Raw genomic sequence first — 21,598 nt, 5'->3', positions numbered from 1 at the left:
CGACTATGGATGCTGCTCAAAACAATACCAGGAGACACCCATGAAAACCCTGATCGACCACCTGTCCCAGTACGCCGAGTACCACCGCGACCCGCGCAACATCCATACGCACTTCGTGGGTGTGCCCATGATCATGTTCGCCGTGGTGATCCTGCTCTCGCGCCCGGTCTGGCTGCTGGGTGGCGTGCCCGTGGGGCCGGCCCTGGTGGCGGCCATCGCGGCCAGCGTCTTCTACTTCCGGCTCGATACCCGCTATGGTCTGGTGATGGCCACGCTGCTGGCGGCCATGCTGGCCGGCGGCCAGTGGCTGGCGGTGCAGGGCACCACGCTCTGGCTGGCCGCGGGCGTGGGCCTGTTCGCCGTGGGCTGGGTGATCCAGTTCGTGGGCCACTACTACGAGGGGCGCAAGCCGGCCTTCGTGGACGATCTGGTGGGCCTGATCGTTGGCCCGCTGTTCGTGGTGGCCGAATTGGGCTTTCTGATGGGCCTGCGCAAGGATGTACAGCACGCCATCGAGCAGCGCAGCGGCCCGGTTCGCTTGCGCACCGGTCCCGCCGCGACGGCCTGAGCCTCCCCCCTTCATCGAACGTTTGCCCACGGCACCGGTAACGGTGCCGTGGGTTTTGTCACAGGAGCGCGGCCAGCCCCTGGCCGCGATTGCGCCCCATGAGCTTTGTTTCCATCCTGCCCACGCTGCTGTTCATTGCGCTGGGCCTCGTCATGTTCGGCCTGGGCCTGTCGCTCACCGTGGCCGACTTCCGGCGCCTGCTGCAGTACCCGCGTGCCGTGGTGCTGGCCCTGGTGCTGCAGGTGCTGGTGCTGCCTGCGGCTTGCTACGGCCTCATCGTGGCCCTGGGCGTGCCGCCGCTCTACGCCGTGGGGCTGATGCTGCTGGCGGCCTCGCCGGGCGGCGTGTCGGCCAACCTCTTCAGCCACCTGTTCGGCGGCAACGTGGCGATGAACATCTCGCTCACGGCCATCAACACGCTGCTGTCCATCGTCAGCCTGCCGCTCATCACCAACTGGGCCATCGCCACCTTCGCCAAGACGGGGCAGGTGGTGCCGCTGCAGTTCGGCAAGGTGCTGGAGGTGATCGTGATCGTGCTCATCCCCGTGGTCGTGGGCATGGCGGTGCACCGGCGCGCCCCGGCCTTCAGCGCGCGCATGGAAAAGCCCATGAAGCTCTTCAGCGCCCTGGTGCTGGCCGCCTTCGCGCTGATCGCCATCGTGAAGGAGTGGGCGGCGCTGTCGGCTTCGTTCGCCGACATCGGGCCGGCCGTGCTGTTGTTCAATGCGCTGAGCCTGGGCGCGGGCTATTTCCTGCCGCGCGCGGTGGGCATGGACAAGTCCCTGTCCACGGCCATCGGCTTCGAGATCGGCATCCACAACTCCACGCTGGCGATCTTCATTGCGCTGTCGGTGCTGAACAACTTCCAGCTCGCGCTGCCGGCCGCCATCTACTCGGTCAGCATGTACATCATGGCGCCGCTGTTCGGCATGCTGGTGCTGCGGCGGTCAGGCGGGCACCCCGCGCCAGCGCCTGCTTCCCGTTCATGATTTGCTTTCCAGGCTGTTGCGCATGGCCGTCTGCGCAACGGCGTCCAGGGCCACATCCACCACGGGCTGCTGGCTGAGCACCTGCAGGCTGCCCTGCTGGATGCACCGGTCGAGCAGCCGCAGGGTCATCGACTGGGTGCGACCGGATGCGTTGGTGAAGAGGAAGAAGGTGCCGTGCGAGCCGACCCAGGACAGCTGGGTGCGCTCCCACTGGCCCGCCACCAGCAGGTTCACCCAACTGCCGACGGCCAGCGCGGGCCGGACGGGTGCATCCACCGGGGTGGGCTCCGGCAGGGGCGTGAGCTCCCCTGGCACCGAGGGCTGCAGGTCGTCCATGAAGCCGGAATCCTGGGCTTCCGACGGTGCGACCCAGGGCTCGTCATCCAGCAGCAGGTCCGGTGCTTCCACCGCCTGCGCATCGGCCGGCAAGGCGGGGGCTTGGGGTGGTGCCACGGGCTTGGGCGCGCCCTGGAAGGCCTGCTGGTGCAACTGCATCAACTGCCCGAAGACCGCTTCGGTCCGGTCCGCGGGGTAGTCGATCAGCGCCAGGCCATTGCGCAGCCGGGTCAGCAGTTGGGGAATCAGGCGCGCGAGTTCGCCGGTGTGCATTCGGGTCAGCTCGGGCTGTGCGCTCCAGACCAGAATGCCCACCAGTTCCTGATAGCTGCCCGGGTCGGCGCTGCCGCTTGGGTCGGCCAGGCGCGCCTGGGCCATGACCTGGGCCCAGGGGCCGAGCAGGAAATGGGCAATCTCGCCGGGAATGTGGTCGATCTGCGGCAGCAGCCGGATCTCTGCGGATATCTGGGCCGCCAGCAGATGGCGCTGCTCCGCGTGCTGCAGCGCCTCGATGGCGCGCTGGCGCTCGTGTTCGCGCGCCTGCTCGCTGTCGGCCCATTGTGCGTGCAGCTGCTGGCGGACCTGCTCGAAGTCGTCCGCCCCTTCGATGGTGGCGGTGGCCAGCGGCCCGGCAATGTCCATGAGGGAGCGCATGAAGCGCTTGAAGCCCGGCGCCTCGGGTCCGTTGAAGGCCATGCTGCGGTCCGCAATGTCCTGCAGCAGACGGCGCGCGGGGTGCTCCTTGTTGCTGAAGAAACGGGGGTCGCCCAGCGCCAGCTGTATCAGGGCGGGCTCCAGGGCGCGCACGAACTGCTGCACGGGCCAGGGCAGCCGGTTGTCGTGCGCGATGTTGTCCACCATGAGCGCGACGACTTCCATGCCGAGGGCATCCCCCAGCCCTGAGGCGCGCCGCTGTTCTACGGGCCCATTGCCCGGCTGGGTGCGCTGGCTGCTGCCCAGGCGCTCCATCATCTTGCCGACCTGGTTCATCTCCTGCAGTGCCTCGAAGGCCGCGGGCACGGTCACGGCGAAATCCGTGGCGGGCGGATCGATCTGGGGAAGGCCGCCAGGGCTTTCGAACTCGCGTGCAAAACGTTCGGCAAAGGGCTCATCGTTCGGCGCACCTGCCGGGGCGGGCGCGGGCTTCCCGCTGAACTCGCCGAGCAGCAGGCGGCGCAGCCGGTCGAGTGTCAGCAGCGGGTCGGCCGCGCCGGCCGGTGCGGGCAGCCCCAAGTCCATGCCCATGCCCGTTTCAGCCCCGAAGCCCGGAGAGGCGCCGTCGCTGGCCGGCGCGACATACACCACCTGGCCGTCGGCCTGGCGCATGGCATAGCCTGCGGGCTGCACGCCGCCTTGCTTGAGCAGGTCGATCTGCGCCAGGTAAAGCCGGCGCAGCTCCGTGCCCAGTGCCTTCGCCATGTGCGCCATCCAGTCGTTGCGCATCTGTGCGCTGACCTGCATCTGCGACACCACGGCCTGCAGCGCCTGCAGGAAGACTTCGGGGCGCAGGGGGTTGTGCTCGGGCTGAACCCTTTGCAGCCCCCGGGCTGCACACACCAGGGCGTCAAGGTCGGCCAGCGGCCCCTCCACCGCCGATGCCAGGACCTGGGTGGCACGGGCGCGCTCCACGCTTTCGGTGATCTGCGACTCGTCCATCAGTTCGAGCTGGTCGAAATGGATGGTGAACAGGGAGCGCGAGGGCTTTTCCTCCCCCGGCGCTGCGGTCTGCTGTTCCAGGGCCTTGCGCAGCGCGCCGGGGTAGCGCTCGCCCATCACGGAGGTGAGCCGCATGAGCTGCTGCTGCGCTTCGTGCATGGCCTGGTGCTCGCCGGAGGTGCGGGCCTCCTCCTGGCGCAGTTGCAGGGACATGCGCGCCGCCTCGGCGACCCGCTCCATCAGCTGCCTGGAATCGGCCAGCACGCTTTGGACGATGCGCTGGTACTGCGGGGCGTCGCCGTCGCGCGGGGCAGTCGGTGCGGAGTGTGTCAAGGGCATCTTCTCTGGGAATACCGGAATGCCCGAGATGTTACGCGGGCTTGCTGACCAGGTTCCAGGTTCTCAAGCAGATCGGCCGAAACCCGGTCTTGTCCAGGCCAGCAGCGCCACCGTGCACGCGGTGCCCAGCGCCACCAGGGCGCACAGCTGCGGCAAGGCGGCGTCCAGCGGCGCACCCAGCTGGTTCAGGCGCAGCGAGGCCTGCACGCCCGAGGTGCTGGGCAGCAGCCAGCGCGCCCATTGCAGCGGCTCGGGCAGCGCCTCCACGGGCCAGGAGAAGCCGGCCACGAAGGCGATCGGCAGCGTGGTGAACAGCAGCACCTGCAGTGCACGCTCGCGGTTGCCCACCCACAGGCCGACCAATGCGCCCAGGGCTGCGATGGCCGGCACGTAGCAGGCCAGCAGCGCCAGCGCGCCCAGCGGGTTGCGGCCGCGCGGATAGTCGTGCAGCAAAAAAATCCAGCCGAAGTAGAACAGGCCGCTGGCCCAGCCCAGCGTGCACAGCGCCAGCAGCCGGCCCAGCCAGGTGCGGGCCCGCGCCCGGTGCCGGCCGGCCTCCACCCAGGTGCCGGCGAGCATGGCCGCACCCATGAGCAGGGTCTGCTGCAGGATCAGCAGCGCCACGGCGGGCACGACGAAGCTGCCATAGCCCTCGGTCGGGTTGAACAGCGCCACCATCTGCAGCTGCACCGGGTTGCGGCTGGCCGCCGCCTGCTGCGCGCTTTGGCCCGCGGCCTGCAGCTTGCGCATCTCGACGCCCGCGGATACCGTGCCCACGGCCTCGGCAAAGCCGTACTGCACGGCCTTGTTGAGCAGGGCATAGGCGCCATTGCCCTCCACGCGGACCAGGGCTTCCTCGCCGCGAACCACGCTGCGCTTGAGGTTGGCGGGGATCAGCGCATAGCCCTCCACCTCGCCGCGCCACAGCGCCTCCTGTGCCTCGCGCTCGCTGGCGGTCACCAGGCGCACCTCGATGCGCGGATCGGCCTCGGCAAAGCGCGTGATCTGGCGCGACAGGCTGCTGCCGTCCATGTCCACCACGGCCACGGGTACGCGCGTGAGCACCTCGTCGGCATAGAACCAGGGGTAGAAGAAGCCGTAGAGCACGGGCGCGGCCACGAGCAGCAGCAGCACGCCCTTGTCGCGGGCAATGGTGGCCAGCGCCTGCAGCCAGGCGCTCCACAGGCTTGCCGGCTCTGCGGGTTGATCGTGTCGTGCGTCCATCACCGTCCTCCCCAGCTCTCGGGCCGGCTGCGTGCCAGGTGCAGGGCCAGCGTGCAGATCGCAAGCAGCACGGCCGTGGCCAGCACCAGCGCCACCACGGTGGAGACACTGGTGCGCAGCGGTGCGCCCATCTGCAACTGCTCGATCTGCAGGCGGATGTAGTGCGTATAGGGCATGGCCTCGGCCCAGGCACGTGCACTGGCCGGCATGCCCGCCAGCGGAAAGCCCACGCCGCTGAACGCAAACGCCGGTGCTGCGAAGAAGCCTGCGCCCGACAGCGCGGTGCGCAGCGAGCGTGTGAGGCCCGCCAGCGCCGCGCCGGCGGCCACCGACACGGCCATCAGCAGCGCCAGGCCCGCCGCCACCCAGGCCAGGTTGCCCGGCGGGTGCCAGCCTCGGCCCCAGGTGATGCCTGCCAGCGCGAGCAGCGCCACCAGCGTGAGCGAGGCCCAGGGCAGGGCCAGCTTGCCCAGCAGGGCGGCGCCTGTGCGCAATACGCCACCATCGGTACCCAACCATTCGCCCAGCGTGCGGTCGCGCAGCTCGCGTCCCACGGTCCAGGCGCCGGCCGTCATGGCCAGGATGTGCAGCAGCGCGGGGATCAGCGCCGCGCCCAGGAATTGCTCGTAGTTGGTGGACACGTTGAACAGCGCCAGCAGTTGCGTGTGGATGGGCTCCATGCTCACGCGCACGGCCTGGGCCGGCTCGCCGCGCTTGTTGCGCGCCGCCATCTCGATGCCGGCCGACAGCGTGCCCACCACGGCGCGCACGTCGCGCTGCAGCACGCCCGAATGCGTGCCCAGCTGCGCGTTGTGCAGCAGCGTGACCTGGGCCGTGCGGCCCTGCTTCACGGTGCGCGAAAAGTCGCGCGGAATGGTGACCATGGCGTAGACCTCCACGCTGCGCAGCGCGCGCTCGGCCTCGGCCGTGTTGGCGTGGTGCTGCACCACCTGCAGGCCGGGCGTGGCGTCGAGCATGCGCACCAGCTGCCGCGACAGGGCCGAGTGGTCGTCGTCCAGCACGCCCACGGGCAGGTGGCGCGGCAGGCCGGCCGAGAAGATCCAGCCCATGAGCAGCACCGCCAGCAGCGGCACCCAGGAGACCATGGCCAGGTCCCAGGGGCTGGCGAGCAGGCGCCGCGCTTCACGGCGAAAGCTGGTGGCCAGGGCGCTCATGGCGTGATCGGGCAGGAGGGCGTTGCGTGCGGCGTCATTGCACCAGCACCGTCATGCCGGGGCGGGCACCTTCGATGGGAGAGTCCGGGCGGGCGCGCACTTCGAAGGTGCGCACGTCGAAGCCCTGGCCGGCACGCGTGGCGCGCCAGGTGGCGAAGTCGGGCAGCGCGGCCGTGTGGTAGACCTTGAAGCGCACGGGCTTGCCAGCCGTACCCAGGGCCGGCAGCGTGGCCTCGAACTCGCTGCCGATGGCAAAGCGCTGCAGGCGGTCCTCGCGCACGTTCAGCACTACCCACTGGTCCGCCAGGTCGACCACCGTGACCACGGCCACGCCCTGGGGCGAGAGCTCGCCACTGCGTGCCAGCACCTTGGCCACCTCGCCGGCCACGGGGCTCTTGAGCTCCGTCTCGGCCTGTGCCGCCTGCACCTCGGCCACCACGCCCGCCACCTGGCGCGCCTGGGCGCTGGCGGCGCTGCGGTCTTCGGGCCGGGCACCGGCGCGGGCCAGCTCGTACTGGGCCTTGGCGGCCAGGGCTTGGTCGCGCGCGGCCTTGTGGTTGGCCTCGGCCTCGTCGCGCTTTTGCGCGGCCACCAGGCCTTCGCGGGCCAGGCCGTCCACGCGGCGGTAAGACGTTTCGGCCAGGTCGGCCGCGGTCACGGCGCGCTGCCAGGCCAGGCGCGCCATCTCCACCTCCTGCGGGCGGGCGCCATGCTGGGCCTTGTCGGCCACGGCCTGGGCAGCCTCCTGCGCAGCGGTGGCCTGTGCCAGCTTGGCCTGCACCTCGGGGCTGTCCATGCGGATCAGCGGGGCGCCCACGGCGATCTGGTCGCCTTCCTTCACCAGAATCTGGGCGATGCGCGCCGTGACCTTGGGCGCGATGTCCGCCTCGCGCGCCTCCATCTGGCCCTGGAAGACCTCGGGCGCTGGCTGGGAGGCCTTCCACAGCCCGAAGCCGACGAAGCCGCCCACGGCCACCAGGGCCACGGCACCCAGCAGCGCAGCTTTCTTGCTGCCCTTGCCGTTGTTGTTCTTGTTGCTGGTATCGCTCATGTTCATTCCACCTTCACATCGGCACGTGCCATGTATTTGCCAAATTCATCGGACAGGCCGCAGCTTTCGAGCAGCTCGGCCAGGGCCTTCACGTAGTCGTGGGCGGCCTGGGCGCGCTCGGTCTGCGCCTTGGCCTGGTTGACCTGGGCGTCGATCAGGTCCAGCGTGGTGCTGGTGCCGGCGCGCAGGCCCGAGCTGCGCAGGCGCAGCACCTCATCGGCCACCTCCAGCCCGGGCTGCAGCGCGAAGTAGGCGCGCCGCGCCTGCTCCAGCGCCTGCCAGCGCTTTTCCACCAGCAAGGCGATGTCGTTCTGCGCCTGGGCGTCGGTGCGCTCGGCTTGCTCGATCTGGCGCGAGGACGATGCGGCCAGCGCATCGCGGTCGATGGAGTCCCACAGCGTGAAGCGCACGCCGATGCCGGCCACCCAGTCGGCATCCCTGCCGGTCTTGAGCTGGCGCTGGCCGAAGGCGAAGACCTGGGGCTTGCGCAGGGCTTCCTGTGCGGCGTGCAACTGCTCGGCCTGGCCCTTCTTGGCGGCCACCTTGGCCAGGCCCGGGTGGCGCTGCAGGGCGGCGTCGACGAAGTGGGGCAGGGGCTCCACTGGCTGGCCCAGCACGAACAGCGGGCTGGTGGGCGTCACGCGTTCGGCGGCCTTCACCGTGCGGGTGAGGGCGGTGGCGGCCAGGTCGGCGTCGTCGCGGGCCTTGCGTGCGTTGCGGCGCGCTTCCTCCAGTGCGGCGCGTGCCTGCAGGCGCTCCACGCGGGCGATCACGCCGGCATCCAGCATCTTCTGCGCGGCCGCGTCGTGCTGCTCGATGGTGGCCAGGGCCGATTCGCGCAGCCGGGCCGCCTGCTCGGCCAGCTGGGCGCCGAAGTAGCGCTGCACCAGCAGCGTGGTGACCTCGTGGCCGGTCTTGTCGGCATCGGCCTGCACCTCGGCGGCCTGCGCCTGCACCAGGCCGCGCGCGGCATCGCCGGCGCCGCCCATGTAGATCGGCCAGATGCCCGAGACCGAGGTGCTGGTGTCGGTCTTGTGGCGGTTCAGGGTGTAGCTGGCCGGCAGGTGCGGCAACTGGGCCAGCGAGCCGGCCAACTGGGGCGGCAGCTGCTGCAGCACGCCGGGCAGGGCCTGGTTCACGGGGTTCAGGTCGAGGTCCAGGTTGGCGTTGTAGGCGTACGCGGCACCGCTGAGCGAGACCACAGGGCCGCCCAGGCGCTCCAGGGCCTGGCGGCGCAACTGGGCGCTTTCCAGTGCGCTGCGCGATGCGGCGAGCTGGTCGGAGCGGGCCGTGAGCTGCTCCAGCGCCGTATGGAAAGCCATGGGCTCGGCATGGGCGGGTACCTGCAGGGCAAGCGCGGCCAGCAGCGCGGAAATGCGCAGGCAAAAGCGGGGCTGGCCGGCCGCTGCGTGCGGTCGGTTCGGGGTGCTGGGAATCATGGTGTCGTCGGGGTTTCAGCGTGCGCCCACGGGCGTGTAGGCGTCACGGTGGTCGGCCAGCCAGCGTTCGGAGCGGTCGCTGCCCTGCTGGCTGGGATGGAAGTCGCGCCGCAGGTACGCGCGCCAGGGGCGCCAGCTCTCGCGCACCAGCCCGCCGCGGCCGAACAGGGTGCGTGCCGCGCTGGCCCAGGTGCGCCAGCGCCACAGCGTGCCGTCGCGGCGCAGGTTGCCCACGGTCTGGCGCAGCACATCGCCCAGGAACACCAGCGTGATGCGGCGGAACCAGGTGATGCGCCAGGCATGGTCGCCGCCCAGGGCCTGGTAGATGTCGAAGGCGGTGCTCTTGTGCTCGGCCTCTTCGGCGCAGTGCCATTGCCACATCGTGGCCAGGCGGGGCTCGGCACCTTCCAGCACCTGTGGGTGGGCCAGCAGCCACTCGGCCAGCAGGGCCGTGAAATGCTCGTTGGCGGCGGTCACCGCCAGCGGGTGGCGCACGTCGGCGCCGTCGAAGAGCTTCATGCGCTCGGCCGCGCGCGGCCCCCAGGTGTTGACCAGTCCCTGCGTGTCCAGGTGGCCGTTGAACAGCGCATGGATGCGCCGGTGCGTGGCCTCCTGCCCGACGAAGCCGCGCACCTCCTCGGCGTACTGCGCCTGCTTCTCGGCGGGCAGGGCCTTGTGGCCATTGCGCACCGCGTCGATGAAGAACTGCTCGCCCACGGGAAAGCTCATCGACAGCGCATTGAAGAGCGCCGTGCGAAAGGCGTCGCCACCGCACCAGTGGCGCTCGAAGGGCGCCGTGAGGTCGATGAGCAGGCGGCGGACGACGAGTTCGGTCATGGCGGGCTCCCAGGAAGAAAAAGGCTTTGGTACTGTATGGTACCAGTTGCATATGATGCGCCTGGAGTGTGGTACTGTCAAGTACCTCCTAGGATATTCCTGGAATCCATCCCGCCGCCATGACCGACGCCCCGACCGCTGCCAGCCCGTCCACCGTGCACCGCTCCCGCCTGCTGGAGGGCATGGCGCGCGCCGTGGCCGCGCGCGGCTATGCCGACACCACCATTGCCGACATCGTGCGCGAGGCCAGCGTCTCGCGCCGCACCTTCTACGAGAACTTCGGCGACAAGGCCGAGTGCCTGATCGCGCTGTACGAGGTTGCCAGCGGTAATGCCATCACCGTGCTGCGCAATGCCATCGACCCGGCGAGCGACTGGCAGCTGCAGGTCGAGCAGGCGCTCAAGGCCTATTTCGGCGTGCTCGAGCGCAACCCGGTGCTGCTGCGCACCCTGTTCGTGGAGATGCTGGGCCTGGGCGCGCCCGGCCTGGCCGCGCGCCGCCGTGCCAACCAGCAGCTGGCCGACCTGATGCTCGACGTGGTGAACAACCGCCCGGGCGAACGCCTGCGCAAGGCCCCGCTGCAGCCCATGATGGCCATGGCGGTGGTGGGCGGCATCAACGAGATGGTGCTGCAGTCCATCGAGCAGGGGAGCGCCAGCGACCTGCAGGAGCTGGTGGAGCCGGCCGCGATGCTGCTGCGTGCAGCGATCTCGGCGGAGTTCTGACTCAGACCTCGTTCGCTACTTCGATCAGGTTCTCATCGGGGTCGTAAATGTAGACCGAGCGCAGGCGGTGCTGCGCCCCCGTGGCACCCACCGGCCCCTGCACCACGGCCACGCCTTCGGCGGCCAGGTGCAGCAGCACCTCGTCGAGCGGTGTGCGCGTGAGAAAGCACAGGTCGCCCGAGCCCGCAGTGGCGTGGCGCACGTTCGGGTCCACCACCGTGCCGACCTCGTGCAGGTTGATCTTCTGCGTGCCGAAATGCAGGGCGTAGCGCCCGGGCTTGAACTCCCGCGCCTGCATGCCCAGCACGCGCTCGTAGAAGGCAATGGTGGCCGGGATGCTGGCGACGGTGAGGACCACATGGTCCAGCGATTGCACGGTGATGGGCATGGCAGTGCGTTGCAGTGGTGTGGAAAATGAAAAAGGCCCGCCGAAGCGGGCCGTGGCTGCATGGCGGTTGCCGCAGCGTATCAGCCCGAGTGGAACTTCACCACCAGCGGCACGATCAGCAGCGCCACGATGTTGATGATCTTGATCAGCGGGTTGATGGCCGGGCCGGCGGTGTCCTTGTAGGGATCGCCCACGGTGTCACCGGTCACGGCGGCTTTGTGCGCCTCGCTGCCCTTGCCGCCGTGGTGGCCGTCCTCGATGTACTTCTTGGCATTGTCCCACGCGCCGCCGCCTGTGCACATGGAGATGGCGACGAAGAGGCCGGTGACGATGGTGCCCATGAGCAGGCCGCCCAGCGCCTTGGGCCCGAGGGCCAGGCCGACCACGATGGGCACGACCACGGGCAGCAGGCTGGGGATCACCATCTCCTTGATGGCGGCGGTGGTCAGCATGTCCACGGCCTTGCCGTACTCGGGCTTGCCGGTTCCGTCCATGATGCCCTTGATGGTGCTGAACTGGCGGCGCACTTCCACCACCACCGCGCCGGCCGCGCGGCCCACGGCTTCCATGGCCATGGCGCCGAACAGGTAGGGAATCAGCCCGCCGATGAACAGGCCCACGATGACCAGCGGGTCCGACAGATCGAACGAGATGGCCTTGCCATAGGTCTCCAGCTTGTGCGTGTAGTCGGCAAACAGCACCAGCGCCGCCAGGCCCGCCGAGCCGATGGCGTAGCCCTTGGTCACTGCCTTGGTGGTGTTGCCCACGGCGTCCAGCGGGTCGGTGATGTCGCGCACGCTGCTGGGCAGCTCGGCCATCTCGGCAATGCCGCCGGCGTTGTCGGTGATGGGGCCGTAGGCGTCCAGCGCCACCACGATGCCCGCCATGCTCAGCATGGACGTGGCCGCTACCGCGATGCCGTACAGGCCCGCGAGCTGGTAGGACGCGAGGATGGCCAGGCAGACGAAGACCACCGGCCAGGCCGTGGACCGCATGGACACACCCAGCCCGGCGATGATGTTGGTGCCGTGGCCGGTGGTGGACGCCTGTGCGATGTGCTGCACGGGCGAGTACTGCGTGCCGGTGTAGAACTCGGTGATCCAGACCAGCGCGGCCGTGAGCACCAGCCCCGTGGCGCAGGCGCCGAACAGGCGCATCTGGCTGCCGCTGGCGGCGATGGCGTTGTCCGGCATGATCCATACCGTGACGAAGTAGAACGCGATCAGCGACAGCACGCCCGCGATCGCCAGGCCCTTGTAGAGCGCCGGCATCACGTTCTTCATGCCAGGCGAGGCCTTCACGAAGAAGCAGCCGATGATGGACGCCACGATGGACACGGCGCCCAGCGCCAGCGGGTACACCACGGCATTGACCGGCGCGGCCACCACCATCAGCGCGCCCAGCACCATGGTGGCGATCAGCGTCACCGCATAGGTCTCGAACAGGTCGGCGGCCATGCCGGCGCAGTCGCCCACGTTGTCGCCCACGTTGTCGGCGATCACGGCCGGGTTGCGCGGGTCGTCTTCAGGAATGCCGGCCTCCACCTTGCCCACCAGGTCGGCGCCCACGTCGGCACCCTTGGTGAAGATGCCGCCGCCCAGGCGCGCGAAGATCGAGATCAGCGAGGAGCCGAAGGCAAAACCGATCAGCGGGTTGAGCGCCTCGGCCAGCGCAGGCCCTGCGGTGATGCCGCGCGACAGCACCCAGTAAAAGCCCGTGACGCCCAGCAGGCCCAGGCCCACCACCAGCATGCCGGTGATGGCGCCGCCACGGAAGGCGACGTCGAGCGCGGGGCCGATGCCCTGCGTGGCGGCCTGCGCGGTGCGCACATTGGCGCGCACCGAGACATTCATGCCGATGAAGCCGCAGGCGCCCGAGAGAAAGGCGCCCAGCACGAAGCCGAACGCGGAGGTCAGGTCCAGAAAGACACCGATGAGAATGGCCAGTACCACGCCCACGAGGGCAATGGTCTTGTACTGGCGGGCCAGGTAGGCCGCTGCACCGGCCTGGATGGCGCCGGCAATCTCCTGCATGCGCGCGTTGCCCGCATCCTTGGCAAGAATCCACCCACGGGCCCAGATGCCGTAGGCCACCGCAATCAATCCGCAAACCACTGCCAGTATCAGAGGGGACGTCAGCGCTGAGTTGTCAGCCATTCATTTCTCCTTGGTTGTATCAGTTGCACGGAAGGAAACACAACGCAGGTCGGTGGTGCTTCCGCTGCGTTGCTTCCTCGTGCTCCAGCCAGGGAGCCGATTGGCCAACGGACCCAATTTACAGGCAAACGGGGATTTGCAAGCGGGCAGAAAGGGGCATGCGCCTAAAATCAGGGTTAATCCCGACGCTCTGGGCCTTGGACCGGGCTCGCGGGTTATCGTTACAAACCACTCTCCAAAGACATGTCCCTGAACCACGTACCCCCAGGCAAGAACGCCCCCGACGCCTTCAACGTCGTCATCGAGATCCCGATGAACGCCGACCCGATCAAGTACGAAGTGGACAAGGAATCGGGCGCGATCTTCGTGGACCGCTTCATGACCACCGCCATGCACTACCCCACCAACTACGGCTATGTACCGCAGACCCTGTCGGGCGACGGCGACCCGGTGGACGTGCTGGTCATCACCCCCTACCCGCTGTTCCCCGGCGTGGTCGTGCCCTGCCGCCCCATCGGCATCCTGATGATGGAAGACGAAGCCGGCGTGGACGGCAAGGTGCTGGCCGTGCCCACCGACAAGGTGCTGCCCATCTACACCCACTGGCAGAAGGTGGAAGACGTGAACCCGATGCGCCTGAAGGCCATCAGCCACTTCTTCGAGCACTACAAGGACCTGGAACCAGGCAAGTGGGTCAAGGTGCTGGGCTGGGAAGGCCTGGACGCCGCCAAGAAGGAAATCATGGACGGCATCGCCAACTTCAAGGCCGCGAAGAGCCAGGCCTGACTGAGCGCCGTACCCTGAGCGCCGCCTTGCGGCGCCGGCCCTCCCGAAAAGCATGCACGCCCCGGTGGCGTGCATGCTTTTTTTCATGGAAACCCCGCACTGCGCAGTGCCCCCACGGTTGCTAGACTGCGCACAGCCCAGGTGTCGGTGCGGAGTCCTGCGCCCGCCCCGGCAGGTATGGCCATGGCCAAGGGATGATATGAAGATTTCCGACGTGCGTATCGGGCTCAAGCTGGGGATCGGCTTCCTCGCTCTCGTACTGCTCACAGCCCTCTTGGGAGCGGTCTCGCTGATCCAGCTGTCCCGCATCCACCACAACGCGCAGGAGATCGCCAACAACCTGCTGCCCAGCGTGGGCTACACGGGTGAATTGCGCGTGCTCATGAACCGCATGCGGCGCTCCGAGGCCGGCATGATCACCGCGCGCAGCACGGCCGAAGTCCAGGCCTTCGCCGAGCAGATGGGTGCGCGCGCCAAGGACCTGGAGCGTGTGGAGAGCCAGTACGAACCGCTGGTCAGTGCCGGCGAGGAGCGCGAGGCCTTCCAGGCCTTCCGCACGCGCAAGGCCGCGTACTACAAGCTCCAGGCCAACCTGGTGGAAGTCGCCAAGGCGGTGGACTTCAGCACCAACGACACCCTGGCGCTGAGTGCCGACGCCTTGTCCGCCCTGTTCGCGGGCGACTCGGAAACCGCCTTCGTGGCCGCGGCCGAAACCCTGGGCCAGTTGCAGAAGATCAACTCCGCCATGGCTGACAAAGAGCAGGAAGAGGTGAAGTCGGTCTTCCAGGCGGCCCGCTTCTGGGTGCTGGGCACGCTGGCCGCCTGCGTGGGGCTGGCGGTGGTGCTGGGCGTGTCGATCACACGCTCGGTCACGCGCCCGGCGGGCCAGGCCGTGGCCGCTGCGCGCGCCATTGCCGAAGGCGACCTCACGGCCGCCATGCCGGCCCACGGCAGGGATGAAATGGGCCAGTTGCTCTCGGCACTGGAGGACATGCGTTCCAACCTGGCCCGCGTGGTCACCGGCGTGCGCGGCAACGCCGAAAGCGTGGCCTCGGCCAGCGCGCAGATCGCCTCGGGCAACAACGACCTGTCGGCGCGCACCGAGCAGCAGGCCTCGGCACTGGAAGAGACCGCCGCCTCCATGGAAGAACTGGGCTCCACCGTGCGCCAGAACGCCGACAACGCACGCCAGGCCAACCAACTGGCCCTGAACGCCTCCACCGTGGCCGTGCAGGGCGGCGACGTGGTGGCCGAAGTGGTCGAGACCATGAAAGGCATCAACGCCAGCAGCAGCAAGATCGCCGACATCATCTCGGTCATCGACGGCATCGCCTTCCAGACCAACATCCTGGCCTTGAACGCAGCGGTGGAAGCCGCCCGAGCCGGAGAGCAAGGCCGCGGCTTTGCCGTGGTGGCAGGAGAAGTGCGCAGCCTGGCCGGGCGCAGCGCCGAAGCGGCCAAGGAAATCAAGGGCCTGATCACCGCCAGCGTGGAGCGCGTGGAGCAAGGCACGCAACTGGTGGACAAGGCAGGTGCCACCATGACCGAAGTGGTGGCGGCCATCCGGCGGGTGACCGACATCATGGGCGAGATCAGCGCGGCCAGCAGCGAGCAAAGCGCAGGCGTGGGCCAGGTGGGAGAAGCGGTCACGCAGATGGACCAGGCCACGCAGCAGAACGCGGCGCTGGTGGAAGAGATGGCGGCGGCGGCCAGCAGCCTGAACAGCCAGGCGGGCGAGCTGGTCAACGCGGTGGCGGTGTTCCGGCTGGCGCAGGATGGGGCAGGCACCAGCCACCGGGCCAGCGCGGCCCCCACTCCCGCGCCGGCGCCTGTAGTGCGCAAGCCGGTGGCCATGCCGGCGCGGGCGGCTGTGAAGGCAGCGGCCACCAAGGCACCCGTGGCCGCCAGCCGGCTGGCAGCGCCCAAGGCGCCGGCGCCAGGCCCTGCGCCAGCGGCCCAGAAGGCGGCAGGGGGTGGGGACGACGAGTGGGAGAGCTTCTGAGGGGTTCTTGATGGGGGGTCAAGCGCCTTGTCTGACAGCGCCGCGGCCTGACAGACGGCGCCATTCGCAAGGCACGGGGCTTACAACAAAAGGACGGCGGGCATCACCCCTAGCGGTGTCGCCTGGCCATCCCTTCACTTCCCAGGAGAAGCCCATGACCAACCCCTCCACCATCGAAGCCGCCGCCCGGGACCAGGACCTCGCCCAGCAGGCGCGTCCCGGCCATGGCATTCCCTCGCAAGATCCTGATCCGGCAGCGCAGTTGCCGTTGTCGCAAGAGGAAAAAGAGCGTGAGTCCCAGTCGACCCTCGTGGGCGGCGGCGTAGTGGCTGGCGCAGCCACCGGCGCCGCCGTGGGGGCTGCTGTTGGCGGCCCGGTCGGCGTGGTCGTCGGGGGCACATTGGGCGTGGTGGCGGGCGCTCTGGGCGGTGCTGCCGCCGGCTCCCTTGCCCGACCGAAGGACCCCAGCGGCACCATCCCCGGGCCGGCGGAGCACGAAGTCACCCGCACCGGCGAACCGCTGCAGGAAGACCTGAACCGTTGAACCTGAACCGTTGATTTAACCCGGCCGATGCGGGTTGGGGAACACCAGTTGCAGCCCCGGCAGCGTCGGGCGCTTGAAGGCCTGCCATTCGGCTCCCGGCCCGATGGGCTGGGCCAGGCGGTCGGCCACCACCCACCAGGCGCTCGGGTTCAGGCCGATGCCGAAATGGCTGGCCAGCACTTCGACGTTCTCGGTGTGTGGGTTGTGTGCGGCGGGGGCCTGTAGGCTGCCACGCCAGGCCACAACGCCATCGCTGCGCGAGTAGATGCTGGTGGTGGGCACGGGCGGGGCTTCGGGCAGGTTGTAGCTGGCCACCTCGCGCTCGATGCTGCGGCCGCTGGCGAACTGGTAGATGCGCCAGGCATTGGTGGAGGTGTGCGGGCCGGCAAAGGGCGTGCCCAGCGTCACCACGCAGCGCACCAGCTCGGGCAGTTCCTTGGCCAGTTCGCGGGCGTAGACGCCGCCCAGGCTCCAGCCCACCAGGCTCACCTTGCCGCCGCTGCGCTGTGCAGCCTGCTGCAATTGCCGCTTGGCGTTGTCCAGCACGCCCTCGCGCGGGCCCAGGTTCAGGCCCTGGCCCCAGCCTTGGGTCTCGTAGCTGCGCGATTCCAGGTAGCGGCGCAGCGGCGCCGTCGTGGCATCTCCGGCCGTGAGCCCGGGAAAGACGATGACCGTATGCCCGTCGCCCTGCGGGGCGCGCTGGAGCACAGGCCAGGCGGGCAGCACGGCACCGAACTCCCAGGGGGCGCGCAGTTCCAACGCCAGCAGGGGCAGGCCCGGCGGCGGCATGTGCAGGGAATCGGTGGTCTTTTCTTTCTTGGTGAACAGCGGCATCAGGTCAATCCATGGGGCGCCAGGCAAGGGCCCAGTGCTGCAGGGTGACAGTAGCATTTTTTTGCACGGAAACCCTGCCCGGAAGTGGAGGCTTCTCTCCAATGAAGCAGGCGCCTGTGTTCTTCCTGTGCAGATTTTTCAGCAGCGACACGGAACGCAAGCTGTACGAAACCTACACATCTGCCCGCACGCGCTACGGCGAAGCGGCCGTCAAGCTGCTGGACCTGTCACGAAAGAACGAGACCGAGCAGGCCTACGCATTCCTGCAGGGTGAATCCGCCAAGTGGTTCTTCGAATCGTCCGGCACCCTCAAGAAGCTGGCAGCGCTGAACAGCACCGGTGCCAAGGCGGCCGGTGCAAGCGCCGCCTCGGTGTACCTGAACGCGCGGTTCGTGATGGGGGTTGCGGCGGTTCTGGCCATTGCCATGGCGATCATTGCAGCAGTATGGCTCATCCGCTCCATCACGCGCCCGCTGTCGCAAGCCGTTGCAGCAGCGGATCGGGTGGCGGCGGGCGATCTGAGCGGCCATATCGTGGTCCACTCCCAGGACGAGACCGGCCACCTGCTCAGCGCCCTGCAGCGCATGCAGCAAAGCCTGGTGACCACCGTGAGCACCGTGCGCGGCAACGCCGAGAGCGTGGCCTCGGCCAGCGCGCAGATCGCCTCGGGCAACAACGACCTGAGTGCCCGCACAGAGCAACAGGCCTCGGCACTGGAAGAGACCGCCGCCTCCATGGAAGAACTGGGCTCCACCGTGCGCCAGAACGCCGACAACGCACGCCAGGCCAACCAGCTGGCCCTGAACGCCTCCACCGTGGCCGTGCAGGGCGGCGACGTGGTGGCCGAAGTGGTCGAAACCATGAAAGGCATCAACGCCAGCAGCAGCAAGATCGCCGACATCATCAGCGTCATCGACGGCATCGCCTTCCAGACCAACATCCTGGCCCTGAACGCGGCGGTGGAAGCCGCCCGAGCCGGAGAGCAAGGCCGCGGCTTTGCCGTGGTGGCAGGAGAAGTGCGCAGCCTGGCCGGGCGCAGCGCCGAAGCGGCCAAGGAAATCAAGGGCCTGATCACCGCCAGCGTGGAGCGCGTGGAGCAAGGCACGCAACTGGTGGACAAGGCAGGTGCCACCATGACCGAAGTGGTGGCGGCCATCCGGCGGGTGACCGACATCATGGGCGAGATCAGCGCGGCCAGCAGCGAGCAAAGCGCAGGCGTGGGCCAGGTGGGAGAAGCGGTCACGCAGATGGACCAGGCCACGCAGCAGAACGCGGCGCTGGTGGAAGAGATGGCGGCGGCGGCCAGCAGCCTGAACAGCCAGGCGGGCGAGCTGGTCAACGCGGTGGCGGTGTTCCGGCTGGCGCAGGATGGGGCTGGTGCCCCGCACCGCGCCAGCGTGACCCCCATCGCCGCACCTGCGCCACGCCCTGCCGTGAAGGCGCCGGTGAGCAAGGCCCCGGCGATCAGCCGCCTGGCGGCGCCCAAGGCCGCAAGGGCGCCAGCCGCGCCGGCCGCGCCAGCCGCGTCGGCCAAGGCGGCTCAGTCACCCGCACCCAAGGCAGCTGGTGGGGGTGAGGATGAATGGGAGAGCTTCTGATAGGCATTCGCAAGCGCTGGCGGGGTGCATGAGCCCTCGCTGACAGCCGGGTGAATGTTGCATGTAACACCTGTTTATCGGGCGCATTTTTGCGGGCGGTTGGCCTGGAATTTGCGGTGTCTCGTTTACAGATCGTTACTCGCAGGAGGCTCGCATGAACCGGTTCAAGATATCCACCCGCCTGGCCGGGTTGCTCATGGTGCTGTGCTGTCTGGTGGTTCTGGTGGGCGCTGCCGGCCTGCTGGGCATGGGGCAGTCCAACGCCGGGCTCAAATCGGTCTACGACGACCGGGTGGTACCGCTCAAGCAGATCAAGGTCGTGGCCGACATGTATGCGGTCAATGTGGTCGATGCAGCCCACAAGGTGCGCGATGGCGGCATGACGGCCGCCCAGGGCCTGCAGTCCGTGGCCGACGCGCGCAAGGCCATCGATTCCAACTGGAGCGCCTACCTTGCCACGAAGCTGGCCCCCCAGGAGAAGACCCTGGTGGACCGCTTCAAACCCTTGCAGGCCAAGGCCGATGCCGCGACCGAAACGCTGGTGGGCCTGTTCAAGGCGGGTGACGTACCGGCCATCACCGCCTTTGCCGCCAAGGAGCTGTACCCGGCCATGGATCCGCTGCAGGAGGTGCTGGGCCAGCTTATGCAGGTGCAGCTCGACGAGGCCAAGGCTGAATACGACCGTGCGGCCGAAAGCTACGGCACCATCCGGGCGCTGACGGTCGGCGCCGTTGTGCTGGGCGTGCTGCTGGCCGTGCTGGTGGGCGGCACCATGATCCGCCAGATCTCGCGCTCCCTGGGCAATGCGGTGGACATCACCGATGCCGTGGCGCGGGGCGACCTGACTGTGGCCATCCACACCAGCGGGCGCGACGAGATCGCGCACCTGCTCGGCGGGTTGATGGCCATGCGCGACAACCTGGCGCAGGTGGTCTCGGGCGTGCGCGGCAATGCCCAGGGCGTGGCCTCGGCCAGCGCCGAGATCGCCTCGGGCAACCACGACCTGTCCATCCGCACCGAAGAGCAGGCCAGCGCCCTGCAGCAGACAGCCGCCTCCATGGAGGAACTGAGTTCCACCGTGCGCCAGAACGCCGACAACGCGCGCCAGGCCAACCAGCTGGCGATGAGCGCCTCCACCGTGGCGGTGCAGGGCGGCGATGTGGTGTCCGAAGTGGTCGAGACCATGAAGGGCATCAACGACAGCAGCAAGAAGATCTCCGACATCATCGGCGTCATCGACGGCATTGCCTTCCAGACCAACATCCTGGCGCTCAATGCCGCCGTGGAAGCGGCGCGTGCCGGCGAACAGGGTCGGGGCTTTGCCGTGGTGGCCAGCGAGGTGCGCAGCCTGGCCGGGCGCAGCGCCGAGGCCGCCAAGGAGATCAAGAGCCTGATCCACGCCAGCGTGGAACGCGTGGAGCAGGGCACGACCCTGGTCGACAAGGCAGGAGCCACCATGACCGAGGTGGTGGCCTCGATCCGGCGCGTGACCGACATCATGGGCGAGATCAGCGCCGCCAGCACCGAGCAGAGCCAGGGCGTCTCCCAGGTCGGCGATGCGGTCACGCAGATGGACCAGGTCACGCAGCAGAATGCCGCCCTGGTCGAAGAGATGGCCGCCGCTGCCGGCAGCCTGAGCCACCAGGCCCAGGCGCTGGTGGGCGCCGTGGAGGTGTTCAAGCTGTCAGCCGACGCGCCGACCGTCCAGGCCGCCGCCGCTCCTCGCCCGCGCCCTTCGACTCCGATGCCGCCGCCGCTTGCACGCAAGCCGGTCGCCAGTGCTGCCCCCAAGCTGGCGGCACCTGCCCCCGCGAAGACTGCCGTCAAACCGCCTGCTGCCGCAGCGCGGGCCGCCACCACAGCCGCTTCAGACGACGAGTGGGAGAGCTTTTGAGTCGGAGCGGTGGTTGCACCAAAATGGACCACCTTGCGAGCGGGCCGCCGCAGATGGCACCGTATTGGTGCATTTAATGCCGGATAGGATCTTTTTGGTGCATTGGAGCGTTTCGGCTTGGCACCATGGCGACCCTTCGCCGTTCAATGGGCAGTGGCTGCCGGCGTCCCGTGCAGGGTATCCAGCCGCTCCACGGCACTGGGAGGCAACTGCAGCTGTGCGGCCGCGAGGTTCTGCTGCAGGTGGGCCACCGACGAGGTGCCCGGAATCAGCAGGATATTGGGTGCGCGCTGCAGCAGCCAGGCCAGCGCCACCTGCATGGGCGTGGCACCCAGCTCGCTGGCCACCTCCGACAGCACGCCCGACTGCAGCGGCGTGAAGCCGCCCAGCGGAAAGAAGGGCACATAGGCCGTGCCTTCGCCGGCCAGTTGCGCAAGCAGGGCCTCGTCCTCGCGGTGCGCCAGGTTGTACATGTTCTGCACGCAGGCGATGGGGGTGATCTTGCGCCCGTCCTGCACCTGGCGCGCGGTCACATTGCTCAGGCCGATGTGGCGGACGAGGCCCTGGCGCTGCAGCTCGGCCAACGCCGTCAGCGGCTCCTCCAGCGAGCCTTCGGCGGGGCCGTGCACACTGAACATGGCGCGCAGGTTCACCACGTCCAGCACATCCAGGCCCAGGTGGCGCAGGTTGTCGTGCACTGCCTGCGTGAGTTCGGCCTTCGAGAACGCCGGCAGCCACGAGGCATCGCCGCCGCGCCGCGCGCCCACCTTGGTCACCAGGGTCAGGCCGTCGCGGTAGGGGTGCAGCGCTTCCTTGATGATCTGGTTGGTCACGTGCGGGCCGTAGAAATCGCTGGTGTCGATGTGGTCCACACCGCTTTCCACTGCGGCGCGCAGCACGGCCACGGCGGCAGCGCGGTCCTTGGGCGGGCCGAACACCCCCGGGCCGGCCAGTTGCATGGCGCCGTAACCCAGGCGTTTCACGGTGTGGCTGCCGAGGACGTAGGTGCCGGCTTGGTCAATGGCTGTCATGGAAATCTCCTTGCAATGAATGGGTC

Annotated in this window: 18 protein-coding genes; 8 read left to right on the top strand and 10 right to left on the bottom strand. The window is 68.7% G+C overall.

What is annotated here, in order from left to right:
• Window positions 1-40: 40 nt before the first annotated feature.
• Together AC07X5_RS13540 and AC07X5_RS13535 are read left to right on the top strand one after the other, a co-directional pair.
• Window positions 41-568, top strand: coding sequence for an Mpo1 family 2-hydroxy fatty acid dioxygenase (locus tag AC07X5_RS13540; RefSeq protein ID WP_409963129.1), 528 nt, complete (start codon window positions 41-43; stop codon window positions 566-568).
• Between the two features lie 98 nt (window positions 569-666).
• Window positions 667-1,557, top strand: coding sequence for a bile acid:sodium symporter family protein (locus AC07X5_RS13535; protein ID WP_494770589.1), 891 nt, complete (start codon window positions 667-669; stop codon window positions 1,555-1,557).
• On the opposite strand, the gene AC07X5_RS13530 is transcribed toward AC07X5_RS13535, so the two are convergent.
• The 6 genes from AC07X5_RS13530 to AC07X5_RS13505 all read right to left on the bottom strand — a co-directional run bounded on the left by AC07X5_RS13530 (window position 1,552) and on the right by AC07X5_RS13505 (window position 9,614).
• Window positions 1,552-3,888: a DUF1631 family protein gene (locus AC07X5_RS13530; RefSeq protein ID WP_494770588.1), complete on the bottom strand. Its 2,337-nt coding sequence runs from the start codon at window positions 3,886-3,888 to the stop codon at window positions 1,552-1,554. The two genes, AC07X5_RS13535 and AC07X5_RS13530, sit on opposite strands and share 6 nt — an antisense overlap.
• A 63-nt stretch (window positions 3,889-3,951) precedes the next feature.
• Complete coding sequence (locus AC07X5_RS13525) at window positions 3,952-5,112, bottom strand: ABC transporter permease (protein ID WP_494770587.1); 1,161 nt, start codon at window positions 5,110-5,112, stop codon at window positions 3,952-3,954.
• Window positions 5,112-6,287 carry an ABC transporter permease gene (locus tag AC07X5_RS13520; RefSeq protein ID WP_494770586.1) on the bottom strand — a complete coding sequence of 392 codons (1,176 nt, stop codon included), beginning with the start codon at window positions 6,285-6,287 and terminating at the stop codon, window positions 5,112-5,114. The genes AC07X5_RS13525 and AC07X5_RS13520 overlap by 1 nt, the downstream gene beginning before the upstream one ends.
• Window positions 6,288-6,321: 34 nt before the next feature.
• Window positions 6,322-7,338 carry an HlyD family secretion protein gene (locus tag AC07X5_RS13515; protein WP_494770585.1) on the bottom strand — a complete coding sequence of 339 codons (1,017 nt, stop codon included), beginning with the start codon at window positions 7,336-7,338 and terminating at the stop codon, window positions 6,322-6,324.
• A gap of 2 nt (window positions 7,339-7,340) precedes the next feature.
• Window positions 7,341-8,777 (bottom strand): TolC family protein, encoded by a 1,437-nt coding sequence (locus AC07X5_RS13510; RefSeq protein ID WP_494770584.1) that lies wholly within the window; start codon window positions 8,775-8,777, stop codon window positions 7,341-7,343.
• Window positions 8,778-8,792: 15 nt separating this feature from the next.
• Window positions 8,793-9,614 (bottom strand): metal-dependent hydrolase, encoded by an 822-nt coding sequence (locus AC07X5_RS13505; protein ID WP_409963115.1) that lies wholly within the window; start codon window positions 9,612-9,614, stop codon window positions 8,793-8,795.
• A gap of 119 nt (window positions 9,615-9,733) precedes the next feature.
• Between AC07X5_RS13505 and AC07X5_RS13500 the strand changes: the two genes are divergently transcribed.
• The gene (locus AC07X5_RS13500) at window positions 9,734-10,339 is read left to right on the top strand and encodes a TetR/AcrR family transcriptional regulator (RefSeq protein ID WP_409963113.1); all 606 of its coding nucleotides are present in this window, start codon (window positions 9,734-9,736) and stop codon (window positions 10,337-10,339) included.
• Between the two features lies 1 nt (window position 10,340).
• On the opposite strand, the gene AC07X5_RS13495 is transcribed toward AC07X5_RS13500, so the two are convergent.
• Entirely contained in the window at window positions 10,341-10,727 is a 387-nt protein-coding gene (locus AC07X5_RS13495) for a VOC family protein (RefSeq protein WP_494770583.1), read from the bottom strand.
• A gap of 80 nt (window positions 10,728-10,807) precedes the next feature.
• Window positions 10,808-12,883: a sodium-translocating pyrophosphatase gene (locus tag AC07X5_RS13490; protein WP_494770582.1), complete on the bottom strand. Its 2,076-nt coding sequence runs from the start codon at window positions 12,881-12,883 to the stop codon at window positions 10,808-10,810.
• Between the two features lie 243 nt (window positions 12,884-13,126).
• Between AC07X5_RS13490 and ppa the strand changes: the two genes are divergently transcribed.
• From ppa to AC07X5_RS13475, 3 genes are all read left to right on the top strand, one after another.
• Window positions 13,127-13,669: an inorganic diphosphatase gene (ppa, locus tag AC07X5_RS13485; RefSeq protein ID WP_409963107.1), complete on the top strand. Its 543-nt coding sequence runs from the start codon at window positions 13,127-13,129 to the stop codon at window positions 13,667-13,669.
• Between the two features lie 199 nt (window positions 13,670-13,868).
• Window positions 13,869-15,671, top strand: coding sequence for a methyl-accepting chemotaxis protein (locus AC07X5_RS13480; protein ID WP_494770581.1), 1,803 nt, complete (start codon window positions 13,869-13,871; stop codon window positions 15,669-15,671).
• Window positions 15,672-15,825: 154 nt separating this feature from the next.
• Window positions 15,826-16,215, top strand: coding sequence for a bacteriocin (locus tag AC07X5_RS13475; protein ID WP_409958081.1), 390 nt, complete (start codon window positions 15,826-15,828; stop codon window positions 16,213-16,215).
• 15 nt (window positions 16,216-16,230) lie between these two features.
• Here the strand turns inward: AC07X5_RS13475 and AC07X5_RS13470 are convergent, their stop codons facing one another.
• On the bottom strand, window positions 16,231-17,049 hold the full coding sequence (locus tag AC07X5_RS13470; protein ID WP_494770580.1) for an alpha/beta fold hydrolase: 819 nt from the start codon (window positions 17,047-17,049) through the stop codon (window positions 16,231-16,233).
• A 101-nt stretch (window positions 17,050-17,150) separates the two neighbouring features.
• On the opposite strand from AC07X5_RS13470, the gene AC07X5_RS13465 reads away from it, so the two are divergent.
• Both AC07X5_RS13465 and AC07X5_RS13460 read left to right on the top strand, forming a co-directional pair.
• Complete coding sequence (locus tag AC07X5_RS13465; protein WP_494770579.1) at window positions 17,151-18,647, top strand: methyl-accepting chemotaxis protein; 1,497 nt, start codon at window positions 17,151-17,153, stop codon at window positions 18,645-18,647.
• Window positions 18,648-18,801: 154 nt separating this feature from the next.
• Complete coding sequence (locus AC07X5_RS13460) at window positions 18,802-20,541, top strand: methyl-accepting chemotaxis protein (protein ID WP_494770578.1); 1,740 nt, start codon at window positions 18,802-18,804, stop codon at window positions 20,539-20,541.
• 143 nt (window positions 20,542-20,684) lie between these two features.
• Here AC07X5_RS13460 and AC07X5_RS13455 read toward each other — a convergent pair whose 3' ends face one another.
• Complete coding sequence (locus AC07X5_RS13455; RefSeq protein WP_494770577.1) at window positions 20,685-21,572, bottom strand: aldo/keto reductase family oxidoreductase; 888 nt, start codon at window positions 21,570-21,572, stop codon at window positions 20,685-20,687.
• Between the last annotated feature and the right edge of the window lie 26 nt (window positions 21,573-21,598).

Source organism: Acidovorax sp. GW458-11-26-14-TSB4 (genome assembly GCF_059423865.1).
Note: the sequence above shows the minus strand (reverse complement) of the source record. Positions and strands in the feature narration are given on the sequence as shown.